Source organism: Mycobacterium conspicuum, assembly GCF_010730195.1.
GTDB lineage: Bacteria > Actinomycetota > Actinomycetes > Mycobacteriales > Mycobacteriaceae > Mycobacterium > Mycobacterium conspicuum.
On record NZ_AP022613.1, the window covers coordinates 591,109 to 617,955 of the forward strand.

At 66.3% G+C, this 26,847-nt stretch carries 25 protein-coding genes; 21 read left to right on the plus strand and 4 right to left on the minus strand.

What is annotated here, in order from left to right:
• Nucleotides 1-26: 26 nt before the first annotated feature.
• From G6N66_RS02800 to G6N66_RS02835, 8 genes are all read left to right on the plus strand, one after another.
• Nucleotides 27-3,977: a DNA-directed RNA polymerase subunit beta' gene (locus G6N66_RS02800; RefSeq protein WP_085233412.1), complete on the plus strand. Its 3,951-nt coding sequence runs from the start codon at nucleotides 27-29 to the stop codon at nucleotides 3,975-3,977.
• Nucleotides 3,978-4,125: 148 nt separating this feature from the next.
• Nucleotides 4,126-6,468, plus strand: coding sequence for an AAA family ATPase (locus G6N66_RS02805; RefSeq protein WP_085233413.1), 2,343 nt, complete (start codon nucleotides 4,126-4,128; stop codon nucleotides 6,466-6,468).
• 38 nt (nucleotides 6,469-6,506) lie between these two features.
• Complete coding sequence (locus tag G6N66_RS02810) at nucleotides 6,507-7,262, plus strand: deoxyribonuclease IV (protein ID WP_085233414.1); 756 nt, start codon at nucleotides 6,507-6,509, stop codon at nucleotides 7,260-7,262.
• A gap of 6 nt (nucleotides 7,263-7,268) precedes the next feature.
• Nucleotides 7,269-8,111, plus strand: a complete 843-nt coding sequence (locus G6N66_RS02815; RefSeq protein WP_085233415.1) for an alpha/beta hydrolase family esterase — start codon at nucleotides 7,269-7,271, stop codon at nucleotides 8,109-8,111.
• Nucleotides 8,112-8,157: 46 nt separating this feature from the next.
• Nucleotides 8,158-9,786 carry an acyl-CoA dehydrogenase family protein gene (locus G6N66_RS02820; RefSeq protein ID WP_085233416.1) on the plus strand — a complete coding sequence of 543 codons (1,629 nt, stop codon included), beginning with the start codon at nucleotides 8,158-8,160 and terminating at the stop codon, nucleotides 9,784-9,786.
• On the plus strand, nucleotides 9,783-10,733 hold the full coding sequence (locus G6N66_RS02825; protein WP_085233417.1) for a crotonase/enoyl-CoA hydratase family protein: 951 nt from the start codon (nucleotides 9,783-9,785) through the stop codon (nucleotides 10,731-10,733). Before G6N66_RS02820 ends, G6N66_RS02825 begins: the two co-directional genes overlap by 4 nt.
• A 5-nt stretch (nucleotides 10,734-10,738) precedes the next feature.
• Nucleotides 10,739-11,467 carry a PaaX family transcriptional regulator C-terminal domain-containing protein gene (locus G6N66_RS02830; RefSeq protein WP_085233418.1) on the plus strand — a complete coding sequence of 243 codons (729 nt, stop codon included), beginning with the start codon at nucleotides 10,739-10,741 and terminating at the stop codon, nucleotides 11,465-11,467.
• Complete coding sequence (locus G6N66_RS02835) at nucleotides 11,464-12,231, plus strand: crotonase/enoyl-CoA hydratase family protein (RefSeq protein WP_085233419.1); 768 nt, start codon at nucleotides 11,464-11,466, stop codon at nucleotides 12,229-12,231. The genes G6N66_RS02830 and G6N66_RS02835 overlap by 4 nt, the downstream gene beginning before the upstream one ends.
• 4 nt (nucleotides 12,232-12,235) lie before the next feature.
• Here the strand turns inward: G6N66_RS02835 and G6N66_RS02840 are convergent, their stop codons facing one another.
• Nucleotides 12,236-12,709 (minus strand): DUF3060 domain-containing protein, encoded by a 474-nt coding sequence (locus G6N66_RS02840; protein ID WP_085233420.1) that lies wholly within the window; start codon nucleotides 12,707-12,709, stop codon nucleotides 12,236-12,238.
• 31 nt (nucleotides 12,710-12,740) lie between these two features.
• Nucleotides 12,741-13,118: a DUF3060 domain-containing protein gene (locus G6N66_RS02845; protein ID WP_139825250.1), complete on the minus strand. Its 378-nt coding sequence runs from the start codon at nucleotides 13,116-13,118 to the stop codon at nucleotides 12,741-12,743.
• A gap of 203 nt (nucleotides 13,119-13,321) precedes the next feature.
• Between G6N66_RS02845 and G6N66_RS02850 the strand changes: the two genes are divergently transcribed.
• From G6N66_RS02850 to G6N66_RS02890, 9 genes are all read left to right on the plus strand, one after another.
• Nucleotides 13,322-13,966, plus strand: coding sequence for a TetR/AcrR family transcriptional regulator (locus G6N66_RS02850; RefSeq protein WP_085233421.1), 645 nt, complete (start codon nucleotides 13,322-13,324; stop codon nucleotides 13,964-13,966).
• Nucleotides 13,967-14,247: 281 nt separating this feature from the next.
• Nucleotides 14,248-14,622, plus strand: a complete 375-nt coding sequence (rpsL, locus tag G6N66_RS02855) for a 30S ribosomal protein S12 (RefSeq protein WP_007167812.1) — start codon at nucleotides 14,248-14,250, stop codon at nucleotides 14,620-14,622.
• Nucleotides 14,622-15,092, plus strand: a complete 471-nt coding sequence (rpsG, locus tag G6N66_RS02860; RefSeq protein ID WP_085233422.1) for a 30S ribosomal protein S7 — start codon at nucleotides 14,622-14,624, stop codon at nucleotides 15,090-15,092. Before rpsL ends, rpsG begins: the two co-directional genes overlap by 1 nt.
• A gap of 87 nt (nucleotides 15,093-15,179) precedes the next feature.
• Nucleotides 15,180-17,285 carry an elongation factor G gene (gene fusA / locus G6N66_RS02865; protein ID WP_085233423.1) on the plus strand — a complete coding sequence of 702 codons (2,106 nt, stop codon included), beginning with the start codon at nucleotides 15,180-15,182 and terminating at the stop codon, nucleotides 17,283-17,285.
• A 102-nt stretch (nucleotides 17,286-17,387) separates the two neighbouring features.
• Nucleotides 17,388-18,578 (plus strand): elongation factor Tu, encoded by a 1,191-nt coding sequence (gene tuf, locus G6N66_RS02870; protein ID WP_085233424.1) that lies wholly within the window; start codon nucleotides 17,388-17,390, stop codon nucleotides 18,576-18,578.
• Between the two features lie 172 nt (nucleotides 18,579-18,750).
• Nucleotides 18,751-19,563, plus strand: coding sequence for an SHOCT domain-containing protein (locus G6N66_RS02875; RefSeq protein WP_085233425.1), 813 nt, complete (start codon nucleotides 18,751-18,753; stop codon nucleotides 19,561-19,563).
• A 79-nt stretch (nucleotides 19,564-19,642) separates the two neighbouring features.
• On the plus strand, nucleotides 19,643-20,470 hold the full coding sequence (locus tag G6N66_RS02880) for a mycofactocin-coupled SDR family oxidoreductase (protein ID WP_085233426.1): 828 nt from the start codon (nucleotides 19,643-19,645) through the stop codon (nucleotides 20,468-20,470).
• 25 nt (nucleotides 20,471-20,495) lie between these two features.
• Nucleotides 20,496-21,668 carry an NAD(P)/FAD-dependent oxidoreductase gene (locus tag G6N66_RS02885; RefSeq protein ID WP_085233427.1) on the plus strand — a complete coding sequence of 391 codons (1,173 nt, stop codon included), beginning with the start codon at nucleotides 20,496-20,498 and terminating at the stop codon, nucleotides 21,666-21,668.
• A gap of 6 nt (nucleotides 21,669-21,674) precedes the next feature.
• Nucleotides 21,675-22,145 carry a DUF5990 family protein gene (locus G6N66_RS02890; RefSeq protein ID WP_085233428.1) on the plus strand — a complete coding sequence of 157 codons (471 nt, stop codon included), beginning with the start codon at nucleotides 21,675-21,677 and terminating at the stop codon, nucleotides 22,143-22,145.
• A 54-nt stretch (nucleotides 22,146-22,199) separates the two neighbouring features.
• On the opposite strand, the gene G6N66_RS02895 is transcribed toward G6N66_RS02890, so the two are convergent.
• Both G6N66_RS02895 and mftR read right to left on the minus strand, forming a co-directional pair.
• Entirely contained in the window at nucleotides 22,200-23,216 is a 1,017-nt protein-coding gene (locus tag G6N66_RS02895; protein WP_085233586.1) for a DUF2332 domain-containing protein, read from the minus strand.
• Between the two features lie 23 nt (nucleotides 23,217-23,239).
• A complete protein-coding gene (gene mftR, locus G6N66_RS02900) occupies nucleotides 23,240-23,836 on the minus strand; it encodes a mycofactocin system transcriptional regulator (RefSeq protein WP_085233429.1) in 597 nt (198 codons plus the stop codon).
• Between the two features lie 88 nt (nucleotides 23,837-23,924).
• Here mftR and mftA point away from each other — a divergent pair, with 88 nt between their 5' ends.
• Genes mftA through mftD form a run of 4 tightly spaced genes read left to right on the plus strand, consistent with a single transcriptional unit; the run spans nucleotide 23,925 to nucleotide 26,727 of the window.
• Complete coding sequence (mftA, locus tag G6N66_RS02905) at nucleotides 23,925-24,023, plus strand: mycofactocin precursor MftA (RefSeq protein WP_085233430.1); 99 nt, start codon at nucleotides 23,925-23,927, stop codon at nucleotides 24,021-24,023.
• Entirely contained in the window at nucleotides 24,008-24,355 is a 348-nt protein-coding gene (gene mftB / locus G6N66_RS02910) for a mycofactocin biosynthesis chaperone MftB (RefSeq protein WP_372515675.1), read from the plus strand. The genes mftA and mftB overlap by 16 nt, the downstream gene beginning before the upstream one ends.
• Nucleotides 24,356-25,528: a mycofactocin radical SAM maturase gene (gene mftC / locus G6N66_RS02915; RefSeq protein ID WP_139825251.1), complete on the plus strand. Its 1,173-nt coding sequence runs from the start codon at nucleotides 24,356-24,358 to the stop codon at nucleotides 25,526-25,528.
• Nucleotides 25,529-25,530: 2 nt separating this feature from the next.
• The gene (mftD, locus tag G6N66_RS02920; protein WP_085233432.1) at nucleotides 25,531-26,727 is read left to right on the plus strand and encodes a pre-mycofactocin synthase MftD; all 1,197 of its coding nucleotides are present in this window, start codon (nucleotides 25,531-25,533) and stop codon (nucleotides 26,725-26,727) included.
• Nucleotides 26,728-26,847: the final 120 nt, after the last annotated feature.

Consider the following 26,847-nt stretch of genomic DNA (forward strand, 5'->3'; position numbering starts at 1 on the left):
AAACCCGCAAGGGGAAAGGGAGTTACGTGCTCGACGTCAACTTCTTCGATGAACTCCGTATCGGCCTGGCCACCGCGGAGGACATCCGGCAATGGTCTTACGGCGAGGTCAAGAAGCCGGAGACAATCAACTACCGCACGCTGAAGCCGGAGAAGGACGGCCTGTTCTGCGAGAAGATCTTCGGACCGACTCGCGACTGGGAGTGCTACTGCGGCAAGTACAAGCGGGTGCGCTTCAAGGGCATCATCTGTGAGCGCTGTGGCGTCGAGGTGACTCGCGCCAAGGTGCGTCGTGAGCGGATGGGCCACATCGAGTTGGCCGCGCCGGTCACGCACATCTGGTACTTCAAGGGTGTGCCTTCGCGCCTGGGGTACCTGCTCGACCTGGCGCCCAAGGATCTCGAGAAGATCATCTACTTCGCCGCCTACGTCATCACCTCCGTCGACGAGGAGATGCGGCACAACGAGCTGTCCACGCTCGAGGCCGAGATGGTGGTGGAGCGCAAGGGCGTCGAGGACCAGCGCGACGCCGAGTTGGAGGCTCGCGCGCAGAAGCTCGAGGCCGATCTGGCCGAGCTGGAGGCCGAGGGCGCGAAAGCCGATGCGCGGCGCAAGGTTCGCGACGGCGGCGAGCGTGAGATGCGCCAGATCCGCGACCGCGCGCAGCGTGAGCTGGATCGGCTCGAGGACATCTGGAACACCTTCACCAAGCTGGCTCCGAAGCAGCTGATCGTCGACGAGAACCTGTACCGGGAGCTCATCGACCGCTACGGCGAGTACTTCACCGGCGCCATGGGCGCGGAGTCGATCCAGAAGTTGATCGAGAACTTCGACATCGACGCCGAGGCCGAGAACCTGCGTGAGGTGATCCGAAGTGGCAAGGGGCAGAAGAAGCTTCGCGCGCTCAAGCGGCTCAAGGTGGTCGCGGCGTTCCAGCAGTCCGGCAACTCGCCGATGGGCATGGTGCTCGACGCGGTTCCGGTGATCCCGCCGGAGCTGCGCCCGATGGTGCAGCTCGACGGTGGCCGGTTCGCCACCAGCGACCTCAACGACCTGTACCGCCGCGTGATCAACCGCAACAACCGCCTCAAGAGGCTGATCGACCTCGGCGCGCCCGAGATCATCGTCAACAACGAGAAGCGGATGCTGCAGGAGTCCGTGGATGCGTTGTTCGACAACGGCCGTCGCGGCCGCCCCGTCACCGGGCCGGGCAACCGTCCGCTGAAGTCGCTTTCCGATCTGCTCAAGGGCAAGCAGGGCCGGTTCCGCCAGAACCTGCTCGGCAAGCGCGTCGACTACTCGGGCCGTTCGGTCATCGTGGTCGGCCCGCAGCTCAAGCTGCACCAGTGCGGTCTGCCCAAACTGATGGCGCTGGAGCTGTTTAAGCCGTTCGTGATGAAGCGGCTTGTCGACCTGAACCACGCGCAGAACATCAAGAGCGCCAAGCGGATGGTGGAGCGCCAGCGTCCGCAGGTGTGGGACGTGCTCGAAGAGGTCATCGCCGAGCACCCGGTGCTGCTGAACCGCGCACCCACCCTGCACCGGCTGGGTATCCAGGCCTTCGAGCCAATGCTGGTGGAGGGCAAGGCCATTCAGTTGCACCCGTTGGTCTGTGAGGCGTTCAACGCCGACTTCGACGGCGACCAGATGGCGGTGCACCTGCCGCTGAGCGCCGAGGCGCAGGCCGAGGCCCGCATCCTGATGCTGTCGAGTAACAACATCCTGTCGCCGGCGTCGGGCCGCCCGTTGGCCATGCCGCGTCTGGACATGGTGACCGGGCTGTACTACCTGACCACCGAGGTCGACGGCGGCCGGGGCGAATACACCCCGGCCGGCAAGGACAAGCCCGAGACGGGCGTGTACTCCTCGCCGGCCGAGGCCATCATGGCGGTGGACCGCCATGTGCTCTCGGTGCGGTCCAAGATCAAGGTGCGGTTGACGCAGCTGCGTCCGCCGGCCGAGATCGAGGCCGAGCTGTTTGGTGCCAACGGCTGGCAGCCGGGCGACGCCTGGATGGCCGAGACCACGCTGGGCCGGGTGCTGTTCAACGAGCTGCTGCCGCTGGGCTATCCGTTCGTGAACAAGCAGATGCACAAGAAGGTCCAGGCCGCCATCATCAACGACCTGGCCGAGCGCTACCCGATGATCGTGGTCGCGCAGACCGTGGACAAGCTCAAGGACACCGGTTTCTACTGGGCGACCCGCAGCGGTGTCACGGTCTCGATGGCCGACGTGCTGGTTCCGCCGCGCAAGAAGGAGATCCTCGACCACTACGAGGAGCGCGCCGAGAAGGTCGAAAAGCAGTTCCAGCGTGGCGCTTTGAACCACGACGAGCGCAACGAGGCGTTGGTGGAGATCTGGAAGGAAGCCACCGACGAGGTGGGTCAGGCGCTGCGGGACCACTACCCGGTCAACAACCCGATCATCACGATCGTGGACTCCGGCGCCACGGGTAACTTCACCCAGACCCGAACGCTGGCCGGCATGAAGGGTCTGGTGACCAACCCGAAGGGTGAGTTCATCCCGCGTCCGGTCAAGTCCTCGTTCCGTGAGGGCCTGACCGTGCTGGAGTACTTCATCAACACCCACGGTGCTCGAAAGGGCTTGGCGGACACCGCGTTGCGTACCGCCGACTCGGGTTACCTGACCCGTCGTCTGGTGGACGTCAGCCAGGACGTCATCGTGCGCGAGCACGACTGCCAGACCGAGCGCGGGATCGTCGTGGAGCTGGCCGAGCGTCAGCCCGACGGTTCGCTGATCCGTGACCCGTACATCGAAACCTCGGCGTACGCACGGACTTTGGGCACCGACGCGGTCGACGAGGCCGGTAACGTCGTCGTCGCGCGTGGCGAGGACCTGGGTGACCCGGAGATCGACGCCCTGCTGGCCGCGGGCATCACGACGGTCAAGGTCCGCTCGGTGCTGACCTGTACCACCGGCACCGGCGTGTGCGCGACCTGCTACGGCCGCTCGATGGCCACCGGCAAGCTGGTCGACATCGGCGAGGCCGTCGGCATCGTCGCGGCCCAGTCCATCGGTGAGCCCGGCACGCAGCTGACCATGCGTACCTTCCACCAGGGCGGCGTGGGTGAGGACATCACCGGCGGTCTGCCCCGGGTGCAGGAGCTGTTCGAGGCGCGGGTGCCGCGCGGCAAGGCGCCGATCGCTGACGTCACCGGGCGGATCCAGCTGGAGGAGGGCGAGCGGTTCTACAAGATCACCATCGTTCCCGACGACGGCGGCGAGGAGGTCGTGTACGACAAGCTGTCCAAGCGTCAGCGGCTGCGCGTCTTCAAGCACGAGGACGGCTCCGAGCGGGTGCTGTCCGACGGTGACCACGTCGAGGTGGGCCAGCAGCTGATGGAAGGCTCGGCCGACCCGCACGAGGTGCTGCGCGTGCAGGGCCCCCGCGAGGTGCAGATCCACCTGGTCCGCGAGGTCCAGGAGGTCTACCGCGCACAGGGTGTGTCGATCCACGACAAGCACATCGAGGTGATCGTTCGCCAGATGCTGCGCCGGGTCACCATCATCGACTCGGGCGCCACGGAGTTCCTGCCCGGCTCGCTGATCGACCGGGCGGAGTTCGAGGCGGAGAACCGCCGCGTGGTGGCCGAGGGCGGCGAGCCCGCCGCCGGTCGTCCGGTGCTGATGGGTATCACCAAGGCGTCGCTGGCCACCGACTCGTGGTTGAGTGCGGCGTCGTTCCAGGAGACCACTCGCGTGCTGACCGATGCGGCGATCAACTGCCGCAGCGACAAGCTCAACGGTCTGAAGGAGAACGTGATCATCGGCAAGCTGATCCCGGCCGGTACCGGTATCAACCGCTACCGCAACATCCAGGTGCAGCCCACCGAGGAGGCCCGGGCGGCGGCGTACACGATCCCGTCCTACGAGGATCAGTACTACAGCCCGGACTTCGGCCAGGCCACCGGTGCCGCGGTTCCGCTGGACGACTACGGATACTCCGACTACCGCTAATTTTCCAGCGCCAGCAGACGCAAAAGCCCCCGCACGCAAGGCGTGTCGGGGGCTTTTGCGTCTGCTGGCTGACGCTCATAGCCTGCGCGGTATCGTGGCAGGGTCCAAAAGCGCATCCCTTTACTGTCATCGAGGACGGTGAGAATCGATGGGCGACTTGCGGTCACAGGCGCCGTCGTTGGTTACTCGCCACAAGTTGATGGCCGCGCTCCGCGCGGCCGGGCGTCGACGGCTGATCCTGATCCATGCGCCCTCAGGGTTCGGCAAGACCACACTGGTGCAGCAATGGCGAGCAGAACTGGCCAATTCCGGTGTGGCGGCGGCCTGGTTGACGATCGACGACGATGACAACAACCTGGTGTGTTTTCTCACGCACGTGCTCGAGGCGATCCGACAAGTCCATCCGGCCGTAGCCGATTCGCTGGGACACGTCCTCGAAGAGCGAGGGGAAGACGCGGCGCGCGACGTGTTGACGTCGCTGATCGACGAGCTCGATGACAACGCAACCCCAGTGACGCTGGTGATCGACGATTGGCAACGGGTGTCGCATGATCGGACGATCGAGGCGCTGCTTTTCCTGATCGACCATGGTTCGCCGCACCTGCAAATCATCGTGAACAGCTGGTCGTGGCCGCGATTGCCGTTGAGTGAGTTGCGGCTTCGTGACGATCTCGTCGAAATCGATTGTGACGAATTGCGTTTCGATGCTGACGAGGCGAAAGCGCTGCTGAATGACATTGCGGGGCTGCAGCTGGAGGCCAGCGAAGTGGCGGCCCTGATCGCCTCGACGGACGGGCGGGTCGCTGCCCTGCAGTTGGTGGCCCTTTCGCTGGGTCGCGATGGCGCGGCGCCGAGCGGAGCCGCCGCCATGTTGCGTCGAACCTCAGGCGACAGCGAGATGCTCGGTGAGTTTCTCGCCGAAAAAGTCCTTGCCACCGTGGAACCCGAATTGCTTGCGTTCCTTTCGGCGACGTCAATCACCGAACGGACCTGCGGGGAACTCGCATCGGTCTTGGCCGGGGTCAGCGGCGGCCAGGACATCCTCGAAGACGTCGAGCAGCGCGGCCTGTTCCTGCGGCGCATCGATGACGACCCGCAGTGGTTTCGCTTCCACGAGATGTTCGCCGGATTTCTGCGGCGCCGCCTTGAGCGCGACAATCCCGAGCGCCTCAGGCGCCTGCACCGCACCGCGTCGGAGTGGTTCGCCGATCACGGCTATCTGAGTTATGCCGTCGATCACGCGCTGGCCGCGGGGGAGGCCGCCTGGGCGGTCGACCTCGTCGAGCGGGACAGGACGATCGGATCGGTCAACCAATCGCGCATGGCAACCTTTCTCAGCACGATCGAGAAACTACCCCCGCAACTGGTGATCTCGCGTCCGCGGGTACACCTTTCGGTAGCGGTGGCCAATATTGTCCTGCAACGCCCCGAGGCCACCGAGGCCGCGCTCGAGCGCGCCGCCGAAGCAATTTCCAGGGCGGACCTGCCAGCGGCGAAGCGGGCAGATCTGACCTTGGAGGCCAACGTATTGCGAGGGGTGGCCCAAATGAACGCCGACCGGGTCGAGGGTTTGGCCCCTCTGGTGGCCCAGGTGATATCGAGGCCAAAGACGTTGCGCCCGGTGCTGCCCCAGGCGGCGGCAACCGTCGCGGCGTTCGCCGGGATCTACCGTTTCGACTTCGAGGCAGCCCATCGGGCCCTGGAATGGGCGGCGCCCTACGACGAGGGGGCCGCCGCCGGGTACCACAGCTGTTGGGCGGGCATTGCCGCGAGACACCAGCTCGACATCCCTCGCGCGCTGAGCAGCTTCCGGAAGGCCCGAGAAATCGGCACTGCGGTTGGGCGAGACTCGCAAGCGGCGCGACATGCGGGTGCGCTTCTCGGCGAATTGCTCTACGAGATGGGCGAATTCGCCGAGGCGGCGGAGCTTCTCGAGGAGAGCTTTCGGCTCGGACCCGAAGCCGGCGCGGTCGATTACCTGGCGGCGCAATACGCCGTGAGCGCCAGAATCAAAGCCGCCCAAGGGGATCGCGATGCGGCAACCGCCCGCCTTGATGCCGGCATGACGGTGGCCCAGAAGTTGGGCTTGCCGCGGCTGGCGGCCGCCATCAACCATGAACGGGTCAAACTGCGGCTGCCGATCACACCGTCGGAGGCCGCTCGGCTACGGGCCCTGCATCGGACCTTTCATGGTTCCAACGGCATCGCGACAATCACGGCCGAGTTGGACGAGGCCTCCGGCATCCGCTTGCTCTCCCGAAGCCACGCCAGCGACGACCGTGCCTACGCGTGCCAGCGCGCCGGCACTCTGCTGAACGGAATCGCCCCGACCGCTCGGCCGCTGGCCGCCCTTCAGGCCCGCCTGTTGTTCGTTGAGACGCTCACGGCTGCCGGGCAGGTGGACGCCGCGCAAGACCACATCGCCCAGGCCCGCGCACTGTGCGCACGACACGGGCTGCCGCAACTGCTCGTCGATGCCGGACTCGACTAGCGGGTCTCCTCGTCGGCGCCAGTCACTAGACTGGCCGAATGCTCATCGGTTCGCATGTCCGCAATGACGATCCCCTGGCCGCCGCGCAGGTGGACGGCGCGGACGCGGTGCAGTTCTTCCTCGGCAACCCGCAGAGCTGGAAGAAGCCGAAGCCGCGTGACGACGCCGAGGCGCTCAAGGCGTCGAGAATCCCGCTGTACGTGCACGCGCCCTATCTGATCAACGTGGCGTCGGCCAACAATCGCATCCGCATCCCGTCGCGCAAGATCCTGCAGGACACTTGCGACGCGGCCGCGGAGATCAACGCGACCGCGGTGATCGTGCACGGGGGTCACGCCGACGACAACGACATGGAGGCCGGCTTCGAGCGGTGGGCCAAGGCGCTGGACTATCTCGAAACCGACATGCAGGTGTACCTGGAGAACACCGCGGGCGGCGATCATGCGATGGCGCGCTACTTCGACACCATCGGCAGGTTGTGGGATCACATCGGCGACAAGGGGATTGGCTTCTGCCTCGACACCTGCCACGCCTGGGCCGCGGGCGAAGCGCTGATCGACGCGGTCGACAGAATAAGGGCCTTGACCGGGCGGATCGATCTGGTGCACTGCAACGACTCGCGCGACGCGGCGGGCTCCGGGGCCGACCGGCACGCCAACTTCGGCACCGGCCAGATCGACCCGCAGCTGCTCGCTGCGGTGGTCAACGCCGCCGATGCCCCGGTGATCTGCGAAACCGCCGACGAGGGCCGCAAGGACGACATCGCGTTCCTGCGCGAACACACGACCGGCTAAAAAGCCGTGCTTGGCCGACTCGCCGCGCTCATCTGCGCCGGGCTGCTCCTGGCGGGGTGCACGTTGTGGCCGGACGACAAGCCGCCGTCGGGCTTCGTGAACGGCACCAGCGTGCACCACATCAGCGTTGGCGGACTCGACCGCACCTACCGCCTCCACAAGCCCGCACAGGTATCCGAGCCGGCGCCGCTGGTGATCGTGATGCACGGCTACTCGGGCAGCGCCAGGCAAGTCGAAAGGGCTTACCAGTGGGACGGATTGGCTGATTCGAATAAGTTCGTCGTCGCCTACCCAGACGGCTACGGCCAGGCCTGGAACGTCGACGCGCAGAACTGCTGCGGGAAACCCGCAACCGAAGGCGTCGATGACGTCGCCTTCATCACCGCGGTCGTCGCCGACATCGGCAAGAACGTGGCCATCGATCCCCGCAAGGTCTACGCGGCCGGGATGAGTAACGGTGGGATCATGTCCTACACGCTGGCGTGCGCCACCGGGATCTTCGCGGCGATCGGCCCGGTGGCCTCCATTCAGCTGTCCGCGTGCCCGTCGCCGAGGCCGGCGTCGGTGGTGCACATCCACGGCACCGCGGACCGGCTCATTCCCTACGGCGGCGGGCGGGGCTTCAGCGTCATCAGCGGGCCACCAGTGCCGCAGGTGAATGAGTTCTGGCGCCATGTCGATCAGTGCGGCGCCCCGACGGCCACCAGGAACGGAGCCGTGACCACCTCGACGGCCGGGTGTGCGCAGGGGCGCGGCGTCGTGCTGGTCACCATCGACGGCGGCGGCCACGTGTGGCCCCCGTTCGCGAGCTCGATGCTGTGGCAATTCTTCGCCGCCCACGCCCGCTAGCATTACGTCTCTTGTGCAACTGTCGAGAAAATGTAACATGGGTGGCATGCCAGACACCCACATCGTCACTAACCAGGTGCCCACCCTGCAGGACTACAACCCGGCCACGTCTCCGGTGCTTGTCGAGGCGCTGATCCGCGAAGGCGGTCAGTGGGGCTTGGACCAGGTCAACGAGCTCGGGGCGATCAACGGAAGCCGCGAGGCCCAGAGCTGGGGCGAGCTCGCAGACCGCAATCGACCCGTCTTGCACACCCACGACCAGTACGGGCACCGCGTCGACGAGGTGGAATACGACCCGGCCTACCACGAGCTGATGCGCACGGCGATCGGCCACGGGCTGCACGCGGCGCCCTGGGCCGACGAGCGGCCGGGCGCCCACGTGGTGCGGGCGGCCTTGACCTCGGTATGGACCGTCGAACCCGGCCATATCTGCCCGATCTCGATGACCTATGCCGTGGTGCCGGCCCTGCGCTTCAACCCCGAGCTGGCGGCCGTCTACGAGCCGCTGCTGACCAGCCGCGAGTACGACCCGGAGCTGCGGCTGGCCACCGCCAAGCCCGGCATCACCGCCGGCATGTCGATGACCGAGAAGCAGGGCGGCTCCGACGTGCGCGCCGGTACCACCCAAGCGACCGCGAACGCCGACGGTACCTACAGCCTGACCGGGCACAAGTGGTTCACCTCGGCACCGATGTGCGACATCTTCCTGGTCCTGGCCCAGGCGCCAAATGGGCTGTCCTGCTTCATGTTGCCGCGCATTCTTCCCGACGGCAGCCGCAACCGGATGTTCCTGCAGCGGCTCAAGGACAAGCTCGGCAACCACGCCAACGCCTCGAGCGAAGTCGAATACGACGGCGCCACAGCGTGGTTGGTCGGCGAGGAGGGGCGCGGCGTACCGACCATCATCGAGATGGTCAACCTCACTCGCCTGGACTGCACCCTGGGCAGTGCCACCAGCATGCGCACCGGTCTGACCCGCGCGATCCACCATGCCCAACACCGAAAAGCCTTCGGGGCCTACCTGATCGACCAACCGCTGATGCGCAACGTGCTGGCGGATCTGGCCGTCGAGGCCGAGGCCGCGACGATGGTCGCGATGCGGATGGCCGGCGCCACCGACAAGGCGGTCCGAGGCGACCAAACCGAAGCGCTGTTCCGTCGCATCGGCCTGGCGGCCAGCAAGTACTGGGTGTGCAAGCGTTCCACCCCGCACGCGGCGGAGGCACTGGAATGCCTGGGCGGCAACGGCTATGTCGAGGATTCCGGCATGCCCCGGCTGTACCGTGAGGCGCCGCTGATGGGCATCTGGGAGGGCTCGGGTAACGTTAGCGCGCTGGATACGTTGCGCGCCATGGCAACTCGCCCCGAATGCGTCGAGGTGCTGTTCGACGAGCTGGCGCAGAGCGCGGGCCAGGACGTCCGACTGGACAGCCATGTCGAGAACCTGCGGGGGCAACTGAGCGACCTGGAGACCATCGCCTACCGCGCCCGCAAGGTCGCCGAGGACATTTGCCTGGCGCTGCAGGGGTCGCTGCTGGTGCGCCACGGGCATCCCGCGGTCGCCGAGGCGTTCCTGGCGACCCGGCTGGCCGGGCAGTGGGGCGGCGCGTTCGGCACCATGCCCACCGGACTGGACCTGGCGCCGATCCTCGAGCGTGCCCTGGTCAAGGGATGACGCACGCGATCAGGCCGGTCGATTTCGGCGACCTAAAGACGATGACCTACGAGGTCACCGACCGGGTGGCCCGCATTACCTTCAACCGGCCGGAGAAGGGTAACGCGATCGTCGCCGATACTCCGCTGGAGCTGTCGGCGTTGGTGGAGCGCGCCGACCTCGACCCCAATGTGCATGTGATCCTGGTTTCCGGTCGCGGCGAAGGCTTTTGCGCGGGCTTCGACCTGAGCGCCTACGCCGACGGCTCGGGCTCGGCCGGCGGCACCGGCGCGTATAAGGGCACCGTGCTGGACGGCAAGACCCAGGCCATCAACCACTTTGCGAACCAGCCGTGGGACCCGATGATCGACTACCAGATGATGAGCCGCTTCGTGCGCGGGTTCTCCAGCCTGATGCACGCCGACAAGCCGACGGTGGTCAAGATTCACGGCTACTGCGTGGCCGGCGGCACCGACATCGCGCTGCACGCCGACCAGGTGATCGCCGCCGCCGACGCCAAGATCGGCTACCCGCCGACGCGGGTGTGGGGCGTGCCGGCGGCGGGGCTGTGGGCGCACCGCCTTGGCGATCAGCGCGCCAAACGCCTGCTGCTGACCGGCGACTGCATCACCGGTGCGCAAGCCGCCGAGTGGGGCCTGGCGATCGAGGCGCCGGACGCCAAGGATCTCGACGGGCGCACCGAGCGCCTCGTGGAGCGGATCGCCGCGGTGCCGGTCAACCAGCTGATCATGGTCAAGCTCGCGCTGAATTCCGCCCTGCTGCAACAAGGTATCGCGACAAGCAGGATGGTCAGCACCGTCTTCGACGGCGTCGCCCGGCACACGCCCGAGGGGCATGCCTTCGTCGCCGACGCGGTCGAGCACGGTTTTCGCGACGCGGTCAGACACCGCGACGAGCCGTTCGGTGACTACGGCCGCCAAGCCTCTCCTGGTTTGGGCGGGGTCTAGCTTCCATGCCGAACATGACGGCCCGGTCGGTGGTGCTCAGCGTGCTGCTCGGTGCCCATCCGGCGTGGGCGAGCGCCAGCGAATTAATCAGGCTGACAGCCGATTTCGGTATCAAGGAGACGACACTGCGGGTCGCGCTGACCCGCATGGTGGGCGCCGGTGACCTGATCCGATCGGCCGATGGCTATCGGCTCTCCGATAGGTTGCTGGCCCGCCAGCGCCGCCAGGACGACGCGATGCGGCCACGGGTCAAGGCTTGGCGCGGGGAGTGGGTCGTGCTGATCGTCACCAGCGTGGGCACCGATGCCCGCACCCGCGCCGCACTGCGAACCACCATGCACCACAAGCGTTTCGGTGAGCTGCGCGAAGGGGTGTGGATGCGGCCCGACAATCTCGACCTCGAGCTGGACCACAACGTGTCGGCCCGGGTCCGGGTATTGAGCGCACGAGACGACGCGCCCGCCGAGCTGGCCGCTCAACTGTGGGACCTGTCCGGCTGGGCGGCCACCGGGCACCGGCTGCTCGACGAAATGAGCACGGCCGCAGACGTTCCCGGCCGCTTCATAGTCGCCGCGGCGATGGTGCGTCACCTGCTCATCGACCCGATGCTACCCGCCGAACTGCTGCCGGCCGAATGGCCCGGCGCCGCGCTGCGCGCCGCCTATCACGACTTCGCCAAAGAGCTCTCCGACCGACGCGACATGGCGGCACAACAACTGCAGGAGGCAAAATGAGTGACTCAGTTCGTGTGGAGCGCAACGGCGCGGTGACCACGGTGATCCTCAATCGACCCGCCGCGCGCAACGCCGTGAACGGCCCGACTGCGGCCGCGCTCTACGCGGCTTTCGAGCAATTCGACCGTGACAACAGCGCATCGGTGGCCGTTCTATGGGGCGATGGCGGAACATTTTGCGCCGGAGCGGATTTGAAAGCATTCGGTACCCCGGAGACCAATGCGTTGCACCGCACCGGCCCCGGCCCGATGGGCCCGTCGCGCATGGTGCTGTCCAAACCGGTGATCGCCGCCGTCAGCGGCTACGCCGTCGCCGGGGGTCTGGAGTTGGCGTTGTGGTGCGATCTGCGGGTGGCCGAGGAGGATGCCGTGTTCGGCGTGTTCTGCCGCCGGTGGGGGGTGCCGCTCATCGACGGCGGCACGGTGCGCCTGCCGCGGCTGATCGGACACAGCCGTGCGATGGACATGATCCTTACCGGCCGCGCGGTGCAGGCCGATGAGGCGCTGGCAATGGGATTGGCCAATCGGGTGGTGCCCAAGGGCCAGGCCCGCCAGGCCGCCGAGGAGCTGGCCGCTGAGCTGGCCGCGTTGCCGCAACAATGCCTGCGCTCGGATCGGCTTTCGGCGCTACACCAGTGGGGGCTGTCGGAATCCCACGCCATCGACGGCGAATTCGCCAGCATCTTCCGCGTCTCCGCCGAAGCGATGGAGGGGGCCGGACGGTTCGCCGCGGGGGCCGGCCGCCACGGCGCACCGGCCAGTTAGCGGGTCAGCTGCCCTTCTTGATCGAGTTGTTCGTCCCGATGTTGTCCACCTTCGGGTCGCCGTCCTTGTAGGTGATGGTGTTGTCGACGCCCAGCACCGTGATCCGGGTGTTGACCTTGTCGAAGGTGATCTTGTTGCCGGTGCCGCCGATGTTCACCGTCTCGCACGCTCCGGTGACGGTCAGGGTGTTGTTCGAACCGGCCACGTTGAGGGATTTCCCGTCGGCGCAGTCAAGGTTTGCGGTGGTGTTGAACGACCCGTACTCCAGTGAGTTGCCGATCTCGACCGAGGTGCTCACGCTGTTGCCGCCCGGTGTGGTCGTCGTCGCGGCCGCGCTGGTGCTCGGCGCCTTGGTGGTGGTGGTCGCGGACGACCCGCCCGGGGGATTGGCGGTCGAACTGCAACCGGCCAGCCCGACGGTCAGCGCCGCGGCGAGGGCGGCCAGTCGAAACGAATTCGGCGTGGGGCGGGCGCGCATGTGTTCCTCGATTCCTCGATGATTGTGCGGTTTAGGGGCCAACCCGCTGAAGCCGGTTGGTCATGCCCAGTTCGCGACCGCGGTCCCAGATGATCGGGTCGCCGTCGTGGAAGAACACGGTCTGGTTGTAGCCGTAGGCCGTGATGTCATGCGTCACCGAGTCGGCGACGATCGTGTTCGACGAGCCCATCACCGTGACCGCCCAGCAGTTGCCCTTCGCCGTGATGGCATTGGCGGTGCCGTTGACGATCAGGGTGCCACCGGCGCAATCCACCACCTGCTCGTTGCCGTTCCCGGTGATGTGGGTGTCGTCGTTCTTGGCGTGCGCGGTCAGAGCCGGGGTGGCGGCGAAGGTGACGGCACAGGCGGCCAGTGACCCGGCGAGGCGTGTCCATTTCGCAAATTTCACGGCGGGACCCCCCTTCGCAATCGTGCGGGCGATGTGCGAAAAAGCCTACGTGCATTTGCCCGCCTGATGACAGGTTCTTTGCATTTACCCGACGCGGCCCCCGGCCCGCATCTGGCTCGGTGATTCCGCCGTCCGGTCAACTAGAGTCATTAGTTCAACGTTTCACCAAGGGCCCACCGAAAGGCCCCATCGAAAGGCACGCCATGGCAGCTCCGCCGGAACCGCCGGGATCCCCGCCAGCCGGCGGGCGCCAGCGCGCGGGCCGATCGGCCGCTCGCCCGGGCAAGCTGAGCCGCGACAGCATCGTCGATGGTGCGCTGACGTTTCTGGATCGGGAGGGCTGGGACTCGCTGACGATCAACGCGCTGGCGACGCAACTGGGAACCAAGGGGCCGTCGCTGTACAACCACGTGGACAGCCTGGAGGACCTGCGTCGCGCCGTACGGATCCGGGTGATCGACGACATCATCATGATGCTGAACCGGGTCGGCGAGGGCCGCGCGCGCGAGGACGCGATCCTGGTCATGGCGGCCGCCTACCGGAGCTACGCGCATCACCATCCCGGCCGGTACTCGGCGTTCACCCGCATGCCGTTGGGCGGTGATGACCCGGAGTACGCGGCCGCGACCAGGGGCGCGGCGGCCCCGGTGATCGCGGTGTTGGCGTCCTACGGGCTCGGTGGGGAGGAGGCCTTCCACGCCGCGCTGGAGTTCTGGTCGGCGATGCACGGGTTCGTGTTGCTGGAGATGACCGGCGTCATGGACGACATCGACACCGACGTGGTGTTCTCCGAGATGGTGCTGCGCCTAGCCGCCAGCCTGGACAGGCGGACCGCCAAGTCCACCTGAGCGCCGCTTACGGCCCGCGGGAGACGGCCACTGAACTCGCTTTGACCTGCCAGACCGCTGACGGGTATTGTAGTGGCTCGTGCCTGGCGGCTTACGGCGCCTGACGTAAGGAAGCGGATGCCGGGCTAATTCGTATGTCCACGATGCAGCGGCTCGGTGCGGTGCTAAGTGCGTGCGACACACCCGGCCGCGGGGTAGCGCGTCTACTCCAAAGCGGGGCAAAACTGCAGTACAGAAACTTTGAAGCGGTAACGAACACAACGAACACAGAAAGCCGGTAGATGCCAACGATTCAGCAGCTGGTCCGCAAGGGTCGCCGCGACAAGATCGCCAAGGTCAAGACCGCGGCCCTGAAGGGCAGCCCGCAGCGCCGTGGCGTGTGCACCCGCGTGTACACCACCACTCCGAAGAAGCCGAACTCGGCGCTTCGGAAGGTCGCTCGCGTGAAGCTGACGAGCCAGGTCGAGGTCACGGCATACATCCCCGGTGAGGGCCACAACCTGCAGGAGCACTCGATGGTGTTGGTCCGTGGCGGTCGAGTCAAGGACCTGCCGGGTGTGCGGTACAAGATCATCCGCGGTTCGCTCGACACCCAGGGCGTCAAGAACCGCAAGCAGGCTCGCAGCCGGTACGGCGCCAAGAAGGAGAAGAGCTAATGCCGCGCAAGGGACCCGCGCCCAAGCGTCCGTTGGTCAACGACCCCGTCTACGGTTCGCAGCTGGTCACCCAGCTGGTGAACAAAATTCTGCTGAAGGGGAAGAAATCGCTGGCCGAGCGCATTGTTTATGGAGCGCTCGAACAAGCCCGCGACAAGACCGGCACGGATCCCGTCATCACCCTCAAGCGGGCACTGGACAACGTCAAACCGGCCCTAGAGGTGCGCAGCCGCCGCGTCGGCGGTGCGACCTACCAGGTGCCCGTCGAGGTCCGTCCGGATCGGTCCACCACGCTGGCCCTGCGCTGGCTGGTCAGCTTCTCGCGGCAACGCCGGGAGAAGACCATGGTCGAGCGGCTGGCAAACGAGATCCTGGATGCCAGCAACGGCCTCGGGGCCTCCGTCAAGCGGCGCGAGGACACCCACAAAATGGCCGAGGCCAACCGCGCCTTTGCGCACTATCGCTGGTAGACCGCCGCCAGGCGGTGAAACCGGCAGTGCGGCCGGGGCGACTAACCAAGCGAACTACCAAGCAACCGAAAGAGTGGGAAGACTTCTGTGGCACAGAAGGACGTGCTGACCGACCTCACCAAGGTCCGCAATATCGGCATCATGGCGCACATCGACGCCGGCAAGACCACGACGACCGAGCGCATCCTCTACTACACCGGCATCAGCTACAAGATCGGTGAGGTGCACGACGGCGCCGCCACGATGGACTGGATGGAGCAGGAGCAGGAACGCGGCATCACCATTACCTCCGCGGCCACCACCTGCTTCTGGAAAGACAACCAGATCAACATCATTGACACGCCCGGCCACGTCGACTTCACCGTCGAGGTGGAGCGCAGCCTGCGGGTGCTCGACGGCGCCGTGGCGGTCTTCGACGGCAAAGAGGGTGTCGAGCCGCAGTCCGAACAGGTCTGGCGGCAGGCGGACAAATACGACGTCCCGCGCATCTGCTTCGTCAACAAGATGGACAAGATCGGCGCCGACTTCTACTTCTCCGTGAAGACCATGGAGGAGCGCCTGGGCGCCAACGCCATCCCGATCCAGCTGCCCGTCGGCTCTGAGGGCGACTTCGAAGGCGTCGTCGACCTGGTCGAGATGAACGCCAAGGTGTGGCGCGGCGAGACCAAGCTGGGCGAAACCTACGACACCATCGACATCCCGGCCGAGCTCGCCGAGAAGGCCGAGGAATACCGCACCAAGCTGCTCGAGGCCGTCGCGGAAACCGACGAGGCGCTGCTGGAGAAGTACCTCGGCGGCGAAGAGCTGACGGTCGCCGAGATCAAGGGCGCGCTGCGCAAGCTGACGATCAACTCGGAGGCCTACCCCGTGTTGTGCGGCAGCGCGTTCAAGAACAAGGGCGTGCAGCCGATGCTCGACGCCGTCATCGACTACCTGCCGTCGCCGCTGGATGTTCCGCCGGCGATCGGGCACGCCCCCGGCAAGGAGGACGAGGAGGTCGTGCGCAAGCCGTCGACCGACGAGCCGTTCTCCGCGCTGGCGTTCAAGGTTGCCACCCACCCGTTCTTCGGCAAGCTCACCTACGTCCGGGTGTACTCGGGCAAGGTCGACTCCGGCAGCCAGGTCATCAACGCCACCAAGGGCAAGAAGGAGCGTCTGGGCAAGCTCTTCCAGATGCATTCCAACAAGGAAAACCCGGTGGAGACCGCGTCGGCGGGACACATCTACGCCGTGATCGGCCTGAAGGACACCACCACCGGTGACACCCTGAGCGATCCGAACCAGCAGATCGTGCTGGAGTCGATGACCTTCCCCGACCCGGTGATCGAGGTGGCCATCGAGCCCAAGACCAAGAGCGACCAGGAAAAGCTGAGCCTCTCGATCCAGAAGCTGGCCGAAGAGGACCCGACGTTCAAGGTGCACCTGGACCAGGAGACCGGCCAGACCGTGATCGGCGGGATGGGCGAGCTGCACCTGGACATCCTGGTGGACCGGATGCGCCGCGAGTTCAAGGTCGAGGCCAACGTCGGCAAGCCGCAGGTGGCGTACAAGGAGACGATCCGCCGCGTGGTGGACAACGTCGAGTACACCCACAAGAAGCAGACCGGCGGCTCGGGTCAGTTCGCCAAGGTGCTCATCAAGCTCGAGCCCTTCACCAGCGAAGACGGCGCCACCTACGAGTTCGAGAGCAAAGTCACCGGTGGCCGCATCCCGCGCGAGTACATCCCGTCGGTGGACGCCGGCGCGCAGGACGCCATGCAGTACGGCGTGCTGGCCGGCTACCCGTTGGTGAACTTGAAGGTCACGCTGCTCGACGGCGCCTTCCACGAGGTCGACTCGTCGGAAATGGCCTTCAAGATCGCCGGTTCGCAGGTGCTGAAAAAGGCTGCGCAGCAAGCACAGCCGGTGATCCTGGAACCGATCATGGCCGTCGAAGTCACCACGCCCGAGGACTACATGGGTGATGTCATCGGCGACCTGAACTCCCGCCGTGGCCAGATCCAGGCCATGGAGGAGCGGGCCGGTGCGCGCGTCGTCAGGGCGCACGTGCCGCTGTCGGAGATGTTCGGCTACGTCGGGGACCTGCGGTCCAAGACTCAAGGCCGGGCGAACTACTCCATGGTGTTCGACAACTACGCCGAAGTGCCGGCACAGGTGTCGAAGGAGATCATCGCGAAGGCGACTGGAGAGTAAACCAACACGTACGCGTAAGCTGACGCGGTTAGCACGCGGCACAACGAAGAAAAACATCAACACTGCTTTTAAAAGCACCAACAAGTCCAGGAGGACACCAAAGTGGCGAAGGCGAAGTTCCAGCGGACCAAGCCGCACGTCAACATCGGGACCATCGGTCACGTTGACCACGGCAAGACCACACTGACCGCGGCTATCACCAAAGTGCTGCACGACAAGTACCCGGACCTGAACGAGTCGCGTGCGTTCGACCAGATCGACAACGCTCCCGAGGAGCGTCAGCGCGGCATCACCATCAACATCTCCCACGTGGAGTACCAGACCGAGAAGCGGCACTACGCCCACGTGGACGCCCCCGGTCACGCCGACTACATCAAGAACATGATCACCGGCGCGGCCCAGATGGACGGCGCCATCCTGGTGGTCGCCGCCACCGACGGCCCGATGCCGCAGACCCGCGAGCACGTGCTGCTCGCCCGTCAGGTCGGCGTGCCCTACATCCTGGTCGCGCTGAACAAGGCCGACGCCGTGGATGACGAGGAGCTGCTCGAGCTCGTCGAGATGGAGGTCCGCGAGCTGCTGGCCGCCCAGGAGTTCGACGAGGACGCCCCGGTGGTGCGGGTTTCCGCGCTGAAGGCGCTCGAGGGCGACGCCAAGTGGGTCGAGTCCGTGGCGGAGCTGATGGACGCGGTCGACGAGTCGATCCCGGACCCGGTCCGCGAGACCGACAAGCCGTTCCTGATGCCCGTCGAGGACGTCTTCACCATCACCGGCCGTGGCACCGTCGTCACCGGTCGTGTGGAGCGTGGCGTGGTCAACGTGAACGAGGAAGTCGAGATCGTCGGCATCCGCCCGACCACCACCAAGACCACCGTCACCGGCGTGGAGATGTTCCGCAAGCTGCTCGACCAGGGGCAGGCCGGCGACAACGTCGGGCTGCTGCTGCGCGGTATCAAGCGTGAGGACGTCGAGCGCGGTCAAGTGGTGACCAAGCCCGGCACCACCACGCCGCACACCGAGTTCGAGGGCCAGGTCTACATCCTGTCCAAGGACGAGGGCGGCCGGCACACGCCGTTCTTCAACAACTACCGTCCGCAGTTCTACTTCCGCACCACCGACGTGACCGGTGTGGTGACGCTGCCGGAAGGCACCGAGATGGTGATGCCCGGTGACAACACCAACATCTCGGTGAAGCTGATCCAGCCCGTCGCCATGGATGACGGTCTGCGCTTCGCGATCCGCGAGGGTGGCCGCACCGTCGGCGCCGGCCGGGTCGTCAAGATCATCAAGTAGGGCGTTTCAGCGAAGCCCGGGTCGCCGATTTCGGCGGTCCGGGCTTCGTTGCTGTGGGCCGATCGAGCCGTGGCCTTTCGGCCCGGAAATTTGTGATCGGTAACGCCGGCGGCGGCGCTAGTCTGACTTCACCTTTTCGGGCACTTTTTTGGGATGAGTGAGGAGCACCCACGTGTTTGCGCGCTATCTGAAGGCCCAGTTAGTCGTCTTGATCTGCGGTGGCCTCGTCGGCCCAATCTTTGTCATCGCCTACTACGCGGTGGGCGACTACGCCTCCACCATCCAGTGGATGCTATATGTCGGTGTGCTCATCACCATCGCGGATGTGGCGATCGCGATCGGGCTGGCCAACTTCGGCAAGAACGCGGCCGCCAAAACCGCCGAACTCGAACAGCATGGGGTGCTGGCGCTGGCCCAAATCACCGGGCTGACCGAGACGAACACCGAGATCAACGACCGGCGGGTGGTCAAGGTGAACCTGCACATCTCGGGCCCCGGGATCATGCCGTTCGACACCCAGGACCGGGTCATCGCCAGCATCCCGCGGCTGGGTAACCTCACCGCCCGCAAGCTCGTCGTGCTGGTCAATCCCACCACGCAGGCCTACCAAATCGACTGGGAGCGCAGCTCTTTGGTCAACGGGCTGGTGCCCGCGCAGTTCACCATCGCTGAGGACAATCGGACCTACGACCTCAGCGGGCAGGCCGGCCCGCTGATGGAGATCCTGCAGATCCTCAAGGCCAACAACGTCCCGTTCAACGGCACGGTGGACATTCGATCGAATCCGGGGCTGCGCCAGCAGATCCAAGCGGTGGTGCGCCGAGCGGGCGAGCAGCAGGCGCAAGCCGCTCAACCGGCACCAGTCGCCGCCCCGCAGCAGTCGGTCGCCCAGCGCCTCCAGGAGTTGGACGCGCTGCGCACCAGCGGGGCGTTGACCCAACAGGAATACGACGCCAAGCGGGCTCAGATCATCGCCGACCTTTAACCGCGCGCTTTCGCGACTGCTCGCTGAGAGGACCGGGCCAACTAGAACACGTTTCAGTTTCGCTGCTAGCCTGTGACACGTGGTTGAGCAGACCGGATCATTGCAAGGGCGGGTGGCATTCATAACCGGCGCCGCTCGTGCGCAGGGACGTGCGCATGCGGTGCGGCTGGCCGCCGAAGGAGCCGACATCATCGCGCTGGATATCTGCGCGCCGGTGTCCGACACCTTGAGCTACCCGCCGGCCACCCCGGAAGACCTCGCCGAGACGGTCCGCTTGGTGGAAGCCCAGGGCCGCAAGGTGTTGGCCCGCGAGGTGGACATCCGCGACGACCCGGCGGTGCGGCAATTGGTGGCCGACGGCGTTGAGCAGTTCGGCCGGTTGGACATCCTGGTGGCCAACGCCGGTGTGCTGGGCTGGGGCCGGGTGTGGGAGCTGACCGACGAGCAGTGGGACACCGTCATTGGGGTGAACCTGACCGGCACCTGGCGCACGTTGCGCGCCACGATCCCCGCGATAATCGAGGCCGGCAACGGCGGCTCCATCGTCATTGTCAGTTCCGCGGCGGGCGTCCGGGCCACACCGGGCAACGGCCACTACGCGGCCAGCAAGTACGGCCTGACCGCGCTGACCAACACGCTGGCAATCGAACTCGGCGAATACAACATCAAGGTCAACTCGATTCACCCGTACTCCGTCGACACCCCCATGATCGAGCCGGAGGCAATGATGGAGATCTTCGCCAAGCATCCCCGCTTCGTGCACAGCTTCCCGCCAATGCCTTTGCAGTACAAGGGGTTCATGACGGCCGAGGAGGTGTCCGACGTCGTGGCGTGGCTTGCCGGTGACGGCTCGGGCACACTGTCGGGCACGCAGATCAACGTTGATAAGGGTGCCCTAAAGTACTGACGGCCCGTCGTGCTATGAACTCCACGTGGAAAATAACGGAATCGTGATCGTGGGCGGGGGCCTGGCCGCGGCTCGGACCGCCGAGCAACTACGTCGGGCCCCCTACGCCGGTCCCGTCACGATCGTCAGCGACGAGGTGCACCTCCCGTACGACCGACCGCCGCTTTCCAAGGAAGTGCTGCGCAAGGAGGTCGACGACACCGCCCTCAAACCGCGCGAGTGGTATGACGAGAACAACATCACGCTGCGCTTGGGCTCCGCCGCGACCCGCCTGGACACCCATGAGCAGACGGTGACCCTCGCCGACGGCACGGTGGTGGCCTACGACGAGTTGGTTATCGCGACCGGGCTGGTGCCACGGCGCATTCCGACCCTGCCCGATCTGGAGGGCATCCGGGTGCTGCGATCCCTCGACGAGAGCCTGGCGCTGCGCGAACACGCATCCGCCGCGCGGCATGCCGTGATCGTCGGCGCCGGCTTCATCGGCTGCGAGGTGGCCGCCAGCCTGCGCAGCGTCGGGGTGGACGTCGTGCTGGTCGAACCGCAACCACAACCGCTGGCCGCCGTGCTCGGCGAACAAATCGGCGAACTGGTGGCGCGGCTGCACCGCGACGAGGGCGTCGACGTCCGCCTCGGCGTCGGGGTCACCGAGGTGCGCGGGGAGGGACACGTCGACACCGTGGTGCTGACGGACGGCACGGAATTGCCGGCCGATCTGGTGGTGATCGGCATCGGCTCACGCCCGGCGACCGACTGGCTGGACGGCAGCGGCATCGACGTCGATAACGGTGTGCTCTGCGACGAGGCCGGTCGCACCAGCGCACCGAACGTCTGGGCGTTGGGCGATGTCGCATCCTGGCGCGACCCGTTGGGACACCAAGCGCGCGTTGAGCATTGGAGCAATGTTGCCGACCAGGCCCGGGTCGTGGTGCCGGCGATGTTGGGGCTTGAAGCACCCGACGTCGTCGTTGTGCCGTATTTCTGGAGTGACCAGTACGACGTGAAGATCCAGTGCCTGGGCGAACCGCAGGCCACCGACATCGTGCACATGGTCGAGGACGACGGCCGTAAGTTCCTGGCGTATTACGAGCGCGACGGCAAGCTGGTCGGCGTGGTCGGTGGCGGGTTGCCCGGCAAGGTCATGAAGGTGCGGGGCAAAATCGCTGCCGGCGTGCCGATTTCGGAAATGCTGGCTTAGCGGACCGTGCAGATACGGATCGAGGGCGCCGATCTTCCGGGCTCATCCTGCGGGCCGAGTCCCGATGGCCCGCAGGGCTACCGCAACATTCATGTCGGCGTCCAGCGGCGTAACCATCGAGAAGAGCTGCTGGGCCTCGTTTCCGCCGACGCTGCCACCGCGTCGTGGATGTTGGACTGCTCGGTCGATAATCGCGGCGAAGCACCCGACGTCACCGGCCCGTATATCCAAGGCCGGCCCGGCGGCAGGTTCATCTATCTGTCGTGGGTCGCGGTGGACGACGCCGATACCGGCAACGCCGCCAACATGTTTCGCCGAGCCAAGCTCTGGCTTGATGGCGGCGTGCCGGGAGAAACCCTGATCCAGGCCGCGGCTCGCGGGCAGCTGCTCGGGCGCCTACGACTCAGCGACGCCAAGGGCAATCCGCTCTGTGCCTCCGTGCGTCCCCCGTTGATCGCATGGTCCTGCCCCGAGTGATCTATGCATTCGGGCGATCAGTGTGAGCACACAGCGAAAACCCTGAGTTCACACTCAAAGCCAGTTCACCGGCGGCCCGTGTGGATGGCATTCGCCGAAAATCCGAAGCTTGTCGCCCGGCCAACTCCGGGCTCGCGCCAGGAATTTGAGTCCGCCGTCGGCGTCGCGCGCGGGCTCCAAAGTCAAATGCGCGAACGGTGAGGACTCACCGGCTTGCGCGGCCACCGCATCGATACCGTCGCGGATCGCGGCGCGTTCGTCGTCGGACAGGTACTGCCAGGTAATGGAGTGCCACAGCACGGTCAGCGTGCCGTCGGCGAGGGCCATGCCGGCGACCGCGTCGGCGGCCGTGAGGCGGTGCAACTGCGCCGGAACGGTGCGCGCCACCGCAATTGCGCCGCGCAGCCGCTGCAGCCGCGCGCTCTGGTCGGGCCACACGTAGCTCAGCACCGTCATTTCGCCATCGACGGTCGTGACGTCGATGGGCGCGATGTCGTATCCGTGCCGTTCCACGATGCGCACCGCGCCGTCCGGCGGCAGCTGGCCGCGCCACGCGTCGTCGATCACCACCGGCGAGTCGACAGGCCCCCACCGGCCGCCGGGGTAGGCATAGCGGTAGTGGTCGGCGCGCAGGTTGAGCCCGGCGCTCGTGCCAATCTCGAAAAGACGCACCGGCAAATCGAATTGGCGAACCAGGAACAACAGGGTGCCGATCAGCACGGCCGACCGGCCCACCTCGTTGGTCTGCGGTGGCTGGTCCAGCGCGGCGCGAAGATCGTTCATCCGGTCCCGGGCGGTGAGCAGGATTTCGGGCCACGCGGCCGCCGCGTCAAAGGTTCCGCCGGTGCTGGGATAGAAGCGTCGCAGCGTCGGTGCCCGACCGTCGAGCGCCAATCGGTGCAGGCCGCCGAGCAGTCGAAGCGGCACCGCTTGACGAGCCGAGTCGTCCTCGTGGCCGGATAGAATCGTCGCGAAGACGCCGCCGGCTTCGACATCTTGGGCCATCAGCTCGAGCAGCGCGTCGTACATCGGGGAGCCGGAGCCGCCGCAGAACTTTCCCTGCGACCGCATCGTGTGCACCAGGTGGTCGGTGTTCAAGCGTTCAACTCGTTGAGTCCGGCGCCGACGACGTCGAACGCGTTCCCCAGCGCCTCGGGCAGCGTCACCGTCTCGTCGCTCAGCCACTGCTCGTAGGCGCTCAACGCCACGCCAAGCATCGTCCAGGCGACGGTCTGAGGAAGCGGGTCGGTCGTCTTGACGCCCAGGCGTGCGGCTACAAATCCGGCGATCACCTCGCGCCACCCGGCATACATGGTCATCGAATAGGCTTGCAGTTCAGCGGTTTCCAGGATGATGCGCATGCGCTGGCGGTGCCGCACGGTCTCGCTTTCGTCAAACGTGTTGAACGCCAGTAGCGCCGCGCGCAGTGCCTGGCCCATCACCACCTGAGGGTCGACGTTGTCGAGCAATTCCCGCAGATGCCCGAGATGCGCGTCGAAGTCGCCCCACAGGATGGCGTTCTTGGACGCGTAATAGCGGAACAGCGTGCGGCGCGCGATGCCGGCCGCGTGCGCGACATCGTCGACGCTCACGTCGGAGAACCCGCGGGCGGTGAACAACTCGAGCGCGACATCGGTGATGTGCGCCGGTGTCGTCGAGCGGCGCCTACCTACCCGAGACTGCGGCGACATCCGACCCGCCCTTCCATTGCGGCACTCGATGCCATATTGTGTCCAGAACGATCTCTTGTTGTCGAGTCCCAAAGAGAGGCAAATTCACATGGACCAGGTTGTTCCCGAGAACCAGACCGAAACCGAGCTCGTCACCGAGACCCTGGTCGAAGAGGTGTCCATCGACGGTATGTGCGGGGTCTACTGACCGTGACGGCGCCCGCCCGGGCCGCGGTCGATCGCCCTACCCCGCCCGCATCGTCGCCGGGTGCGTTCGATCCCGATCGGGGCTGGCGGTTGCATCCCCAGGTGGCGGTTCGGCCGGAGCCGTTCGGCGCGCTGCTCTATCACTTTGGGACCCGCAAGCTGTCCTTTCTGAAAAATCGCACCATCCTCGCGGTGGTGCGGTCGTTGGCCGAGCATCCCGATGTCCGGTCCGCCTGCCGCGCCGCGGGCGTCGACGATTCCGAGCAGGCGCCCTACCTGCACGCGCTGGGCGTGCTGGCCGATTCCCACATGCTGGTACCCGAGGAGGGTTAGGTGAGCGCCCCGACAGCGCCGGTGCCCCGGCTGATCGAGCAGTTCGAGCGCGGCCTCGACGCGCCCATCTGCCTGACCTGGGAGCTGACCTACGCGTGCAATCTGGCTTGCGTGCACTGCCTTTCGTCGTCAGGTAAGCGCGACCCCCGCGAGCTGTCCACCCGCCAGTGCATGGACATCATTGACGAAATGCAGCGCATGCAGGTGTTCTACGTGAACATCGGCGGTGGGGAACCCACTGTGCGGCCGGACTTTTGGGAGTTGGTGGACTACGCCACCGCGCACCACGTCGGCGTGAAGTTCTCCACCAACGGTGTCCGCATCACCCCCGAGGTCGCCGAACGCTTGGCGGCCAGTGACTACGTCGATGTCCAGATCTCGCTTGACGGCGCCACCGCCGAGGTCAACGACGCCGTGCGCGGTGCCGGGTCCTACGCCATGGCGGTGCGCGCGCTGGAGAACCTCGCGGCCGCCGGCTTCCGAGACGCCAAGATCTCCGTCGTGGTCACCCGGCACAACGTCGGCCAGCTCGACGAATTCGCCGCCCTGGCAAGCCGTTACGGCGCGACGCTGCGGATCACCCGGCTGCGTCCCTCGGGCCGCGGCGCCGACGTGTGGGGAGACCTGCACCCCACCGCCGACCAGCAGGTGCAGCTGTACGAGTGGTTGGTCGCCAAGGGCGAGCGGGTGCTCACCGGCGACTCCTTCTTTCACCTGGCGCCGCTCGGGCAATCCGGCGCGCTCGCGGGTTTGAATATGTGCGGCGCCGGACGGGTGGTGTGCCTGATCGACCCGGTGGGCGACGTGTACGCGTGTCCGTTCGCCATCCACGACCGCTTCCTGGCCGGAAATGTGTTGTCCGATGGAGGTTTTGACAACGTCTGGAAGAACGCCCCGCTGTTTCGCGAGCTGCGCGAGCCGCAGTCCGCGGGCGCCTGCTCCAGTTGCGGACACTACGACAGCTGCCGGGGCGGTTGCATGGCCGCCAAGTTCTTCACCGGCCTGCCGCTGGACGGTCCCGACCCCGAATGTGTGCAAGGGTACGGTGCGCCGGCATTGTCGCGCGAGCGGCAGACGCCGCGGCCGCGGGTCGACCACTCGCGCGGGCAGCCCGTCCCGCTGACGCTTTCCATGAGGCCTCCCGCCCGCATGTGTAACGAAAGCCCGCTGTAGCCGTGGCCTCTAGCTCTGAATGGTTCGAAACAGTTGCCATCGCGCAGCAACGCGCTAAACGGCGGCTGCCGAAATCGGTTTACTCTGCGCTAGTGGCGGCCAGTGAAAAAGGAATTACGGTCGCCGACAATGTCGAGGCTTTCGGTGAACTCGGCTTCGCGCCACATGTCGTTGGTGCGGCGGAAAAGCGCGATTTGTCGACCACCGTTATGGGCCAAGACATTTCGCTGCCGGTCATCATTTCACCGACCGGTGTGCAGGCCGTCGACCCAGACGGCGAGGTCGCCGTCGCTCGCGCCGCGGCGGCACGTGGGACCGCGATGGGCTTGTCCTCGTTCGCCAGTAAGCCGATCGAAGAGGTGATCGCCGCCAACCCCAAACTCTTCTTCCAGGTCTACTGGCTGGGCGGCCGCGACGCCATCGCCGAGCGGGTGGAGCGGGCCCGTCAGGCCGGCGCCGTCGGCTTGATCGTCACCACCGACTGGAGCTTCTCGCACGGCCGCGATTGGGGCAGCCCCAAGATCCCGGAACAGATGAACCTGCGGACGATCCTGCGGTTGTCCCCGGAGGCCGCCTTCAAGCCACGCTGGCTGTGGAAGTACGGCAAGACGTTGCGCCCGCCGGACCTGCGGGTGCCGAACCAGGCGCGCCGGGGCGAGCCCGGCCCGCCCTTCTTCGCCGCCTACGGCGAGTGGATGGGCACACCGCCACCGACCTGGGAAGACATCTCCTGGCTCCGCGAACTGTGGGGCGGGCCCTTCATGCTCAAGGGTGTGATGCGCGTCGACGATGCCAAAAGAGCCGTGGATGCGGGTGTTTCGGCGATCTCGGTGTCCAACCACGGCGGCAACAACCTGGACGGCACCCCCGCGTCGATTCGCGCGCTGCCCGCGGTGGCGGCGGCGGTCGGCGACCAGATCGAGGTGTTGCTGGACGGCGGCATCCGTCGTGGCAGCGATGTGGTCAAGGCGGTGGCGCTGGGCGCGCGTGCGGTCATGATCGGCCGCGCCTACCTGTGGGGCCTCGCGGCAAGTGGCCAGTCCGGCGTCGAAAACGTCCTCGACATTTTGCGCGGCGGCATCGACTCCGCGCTGATGGGCCTCGGCCGAGCCTCGGTCCACGACCTCGGCCCGGATGACGTTCTGGTTCCGTCGGGGTTTGCCCGGGTCCTCGGTGAGCCGACCACCGAGAAGCGCTAGACACATAAATCCAAACCGTGGTACAGGCGTGGCAATCGTGGCGGACGAGCCGAATTTCAACTCATCAATCGTCCGGGCGATAAAAAAAATTAAATGGATGGTGCAACAATGGTGCACACC

Coding starts and splice junctions, on each gene's coding strand:
- G6N66_RS02805 (WP_085233413.1), top strand. CDS start 4,126: ATGGGCGACTTGCGGTCACAGGCGCCGTCGTTGGTTACTCGCCACAAG.
- G6N66_RS02810 (WP_085233414.1), top strand. CDS start 6,507: ATGCTCATCGGTTCGCATGTCCGCAATGACGATCCCCTGGCCGCCGCG.
- G6N66_RS02820 (WP_085233416.1), top strand. CDS start 8,158: ATGCCAGACACCCACATCGTCACTAACCAGGTGCCCACCCTGCAGGAC.
- G6N66_RS02825 (WP_085233417.1), top strand. CDS start 9,783: ATGACGCACGCGATCAGGCCGGTCGATTTCGGCGACCTAAAGACGATG.
- G6N66_RS02830 (WP_085233418.1), top strand. CDS start 10,739: ATGCCGAACATGACGGCCCGGTCGGTGGTGCTCAGCGTGCTGCTCGGT.
- G6N66_RS02835 (WP_085233419.1), top strand. CDS start 11,464: ATGAGTGACTCAGTTCGTGTGGAGCGCAACGGCGCGGTGACCACGGTG.
- G6N66_RS02840 (WP_085233420.1), bottom strand. CDS start 12,709: ATGCGCGCCCGCCCCACGCCGAATTCGTTTCGACTGGCCGCCCTCGCC.
- G6N66_RS02850 (WP_085233421.1), top strand. CDS start 13,322: ATGGCAGCTCCGCCGGAACCGCCGGGATCCCCGCCAGCCGGCGGGCGC.
- rpsL (WP_007167812.1), top strand. CDS start 14,248: ATGCCAACGATTCAGCAGCTGGTCCGCAAGGGTCGCCGCGACAAGATC.
- rpsG (WP_085233422.1), top strand. CDS start 14,622: ATGCCGCGCAAGGGACCCGCGCCCAAGCGTCCGTTGGTCAACGACCCC.
- G6N66_RS02895 (WP_085233586.1), bottom strand. CDS start 23,216: ATGCGGTCGCAGGGAAAGTTCTGCGGCGGCTCCGGCTCCCCGATGTAC.
- mftR (WP_085233429.1), bottom strand. CDS start 23,836: ATGTCGCCGCAGTCTCGGGTAGGTAGGCGCCGCTCGACGACACCGGCG.
- mftA (WP_085233430.1), top strand. CDS start 23,925: ATGGACCAGGTTGTTCCCGAGAACCAGACCGAAACCGAGCTCGTCACC.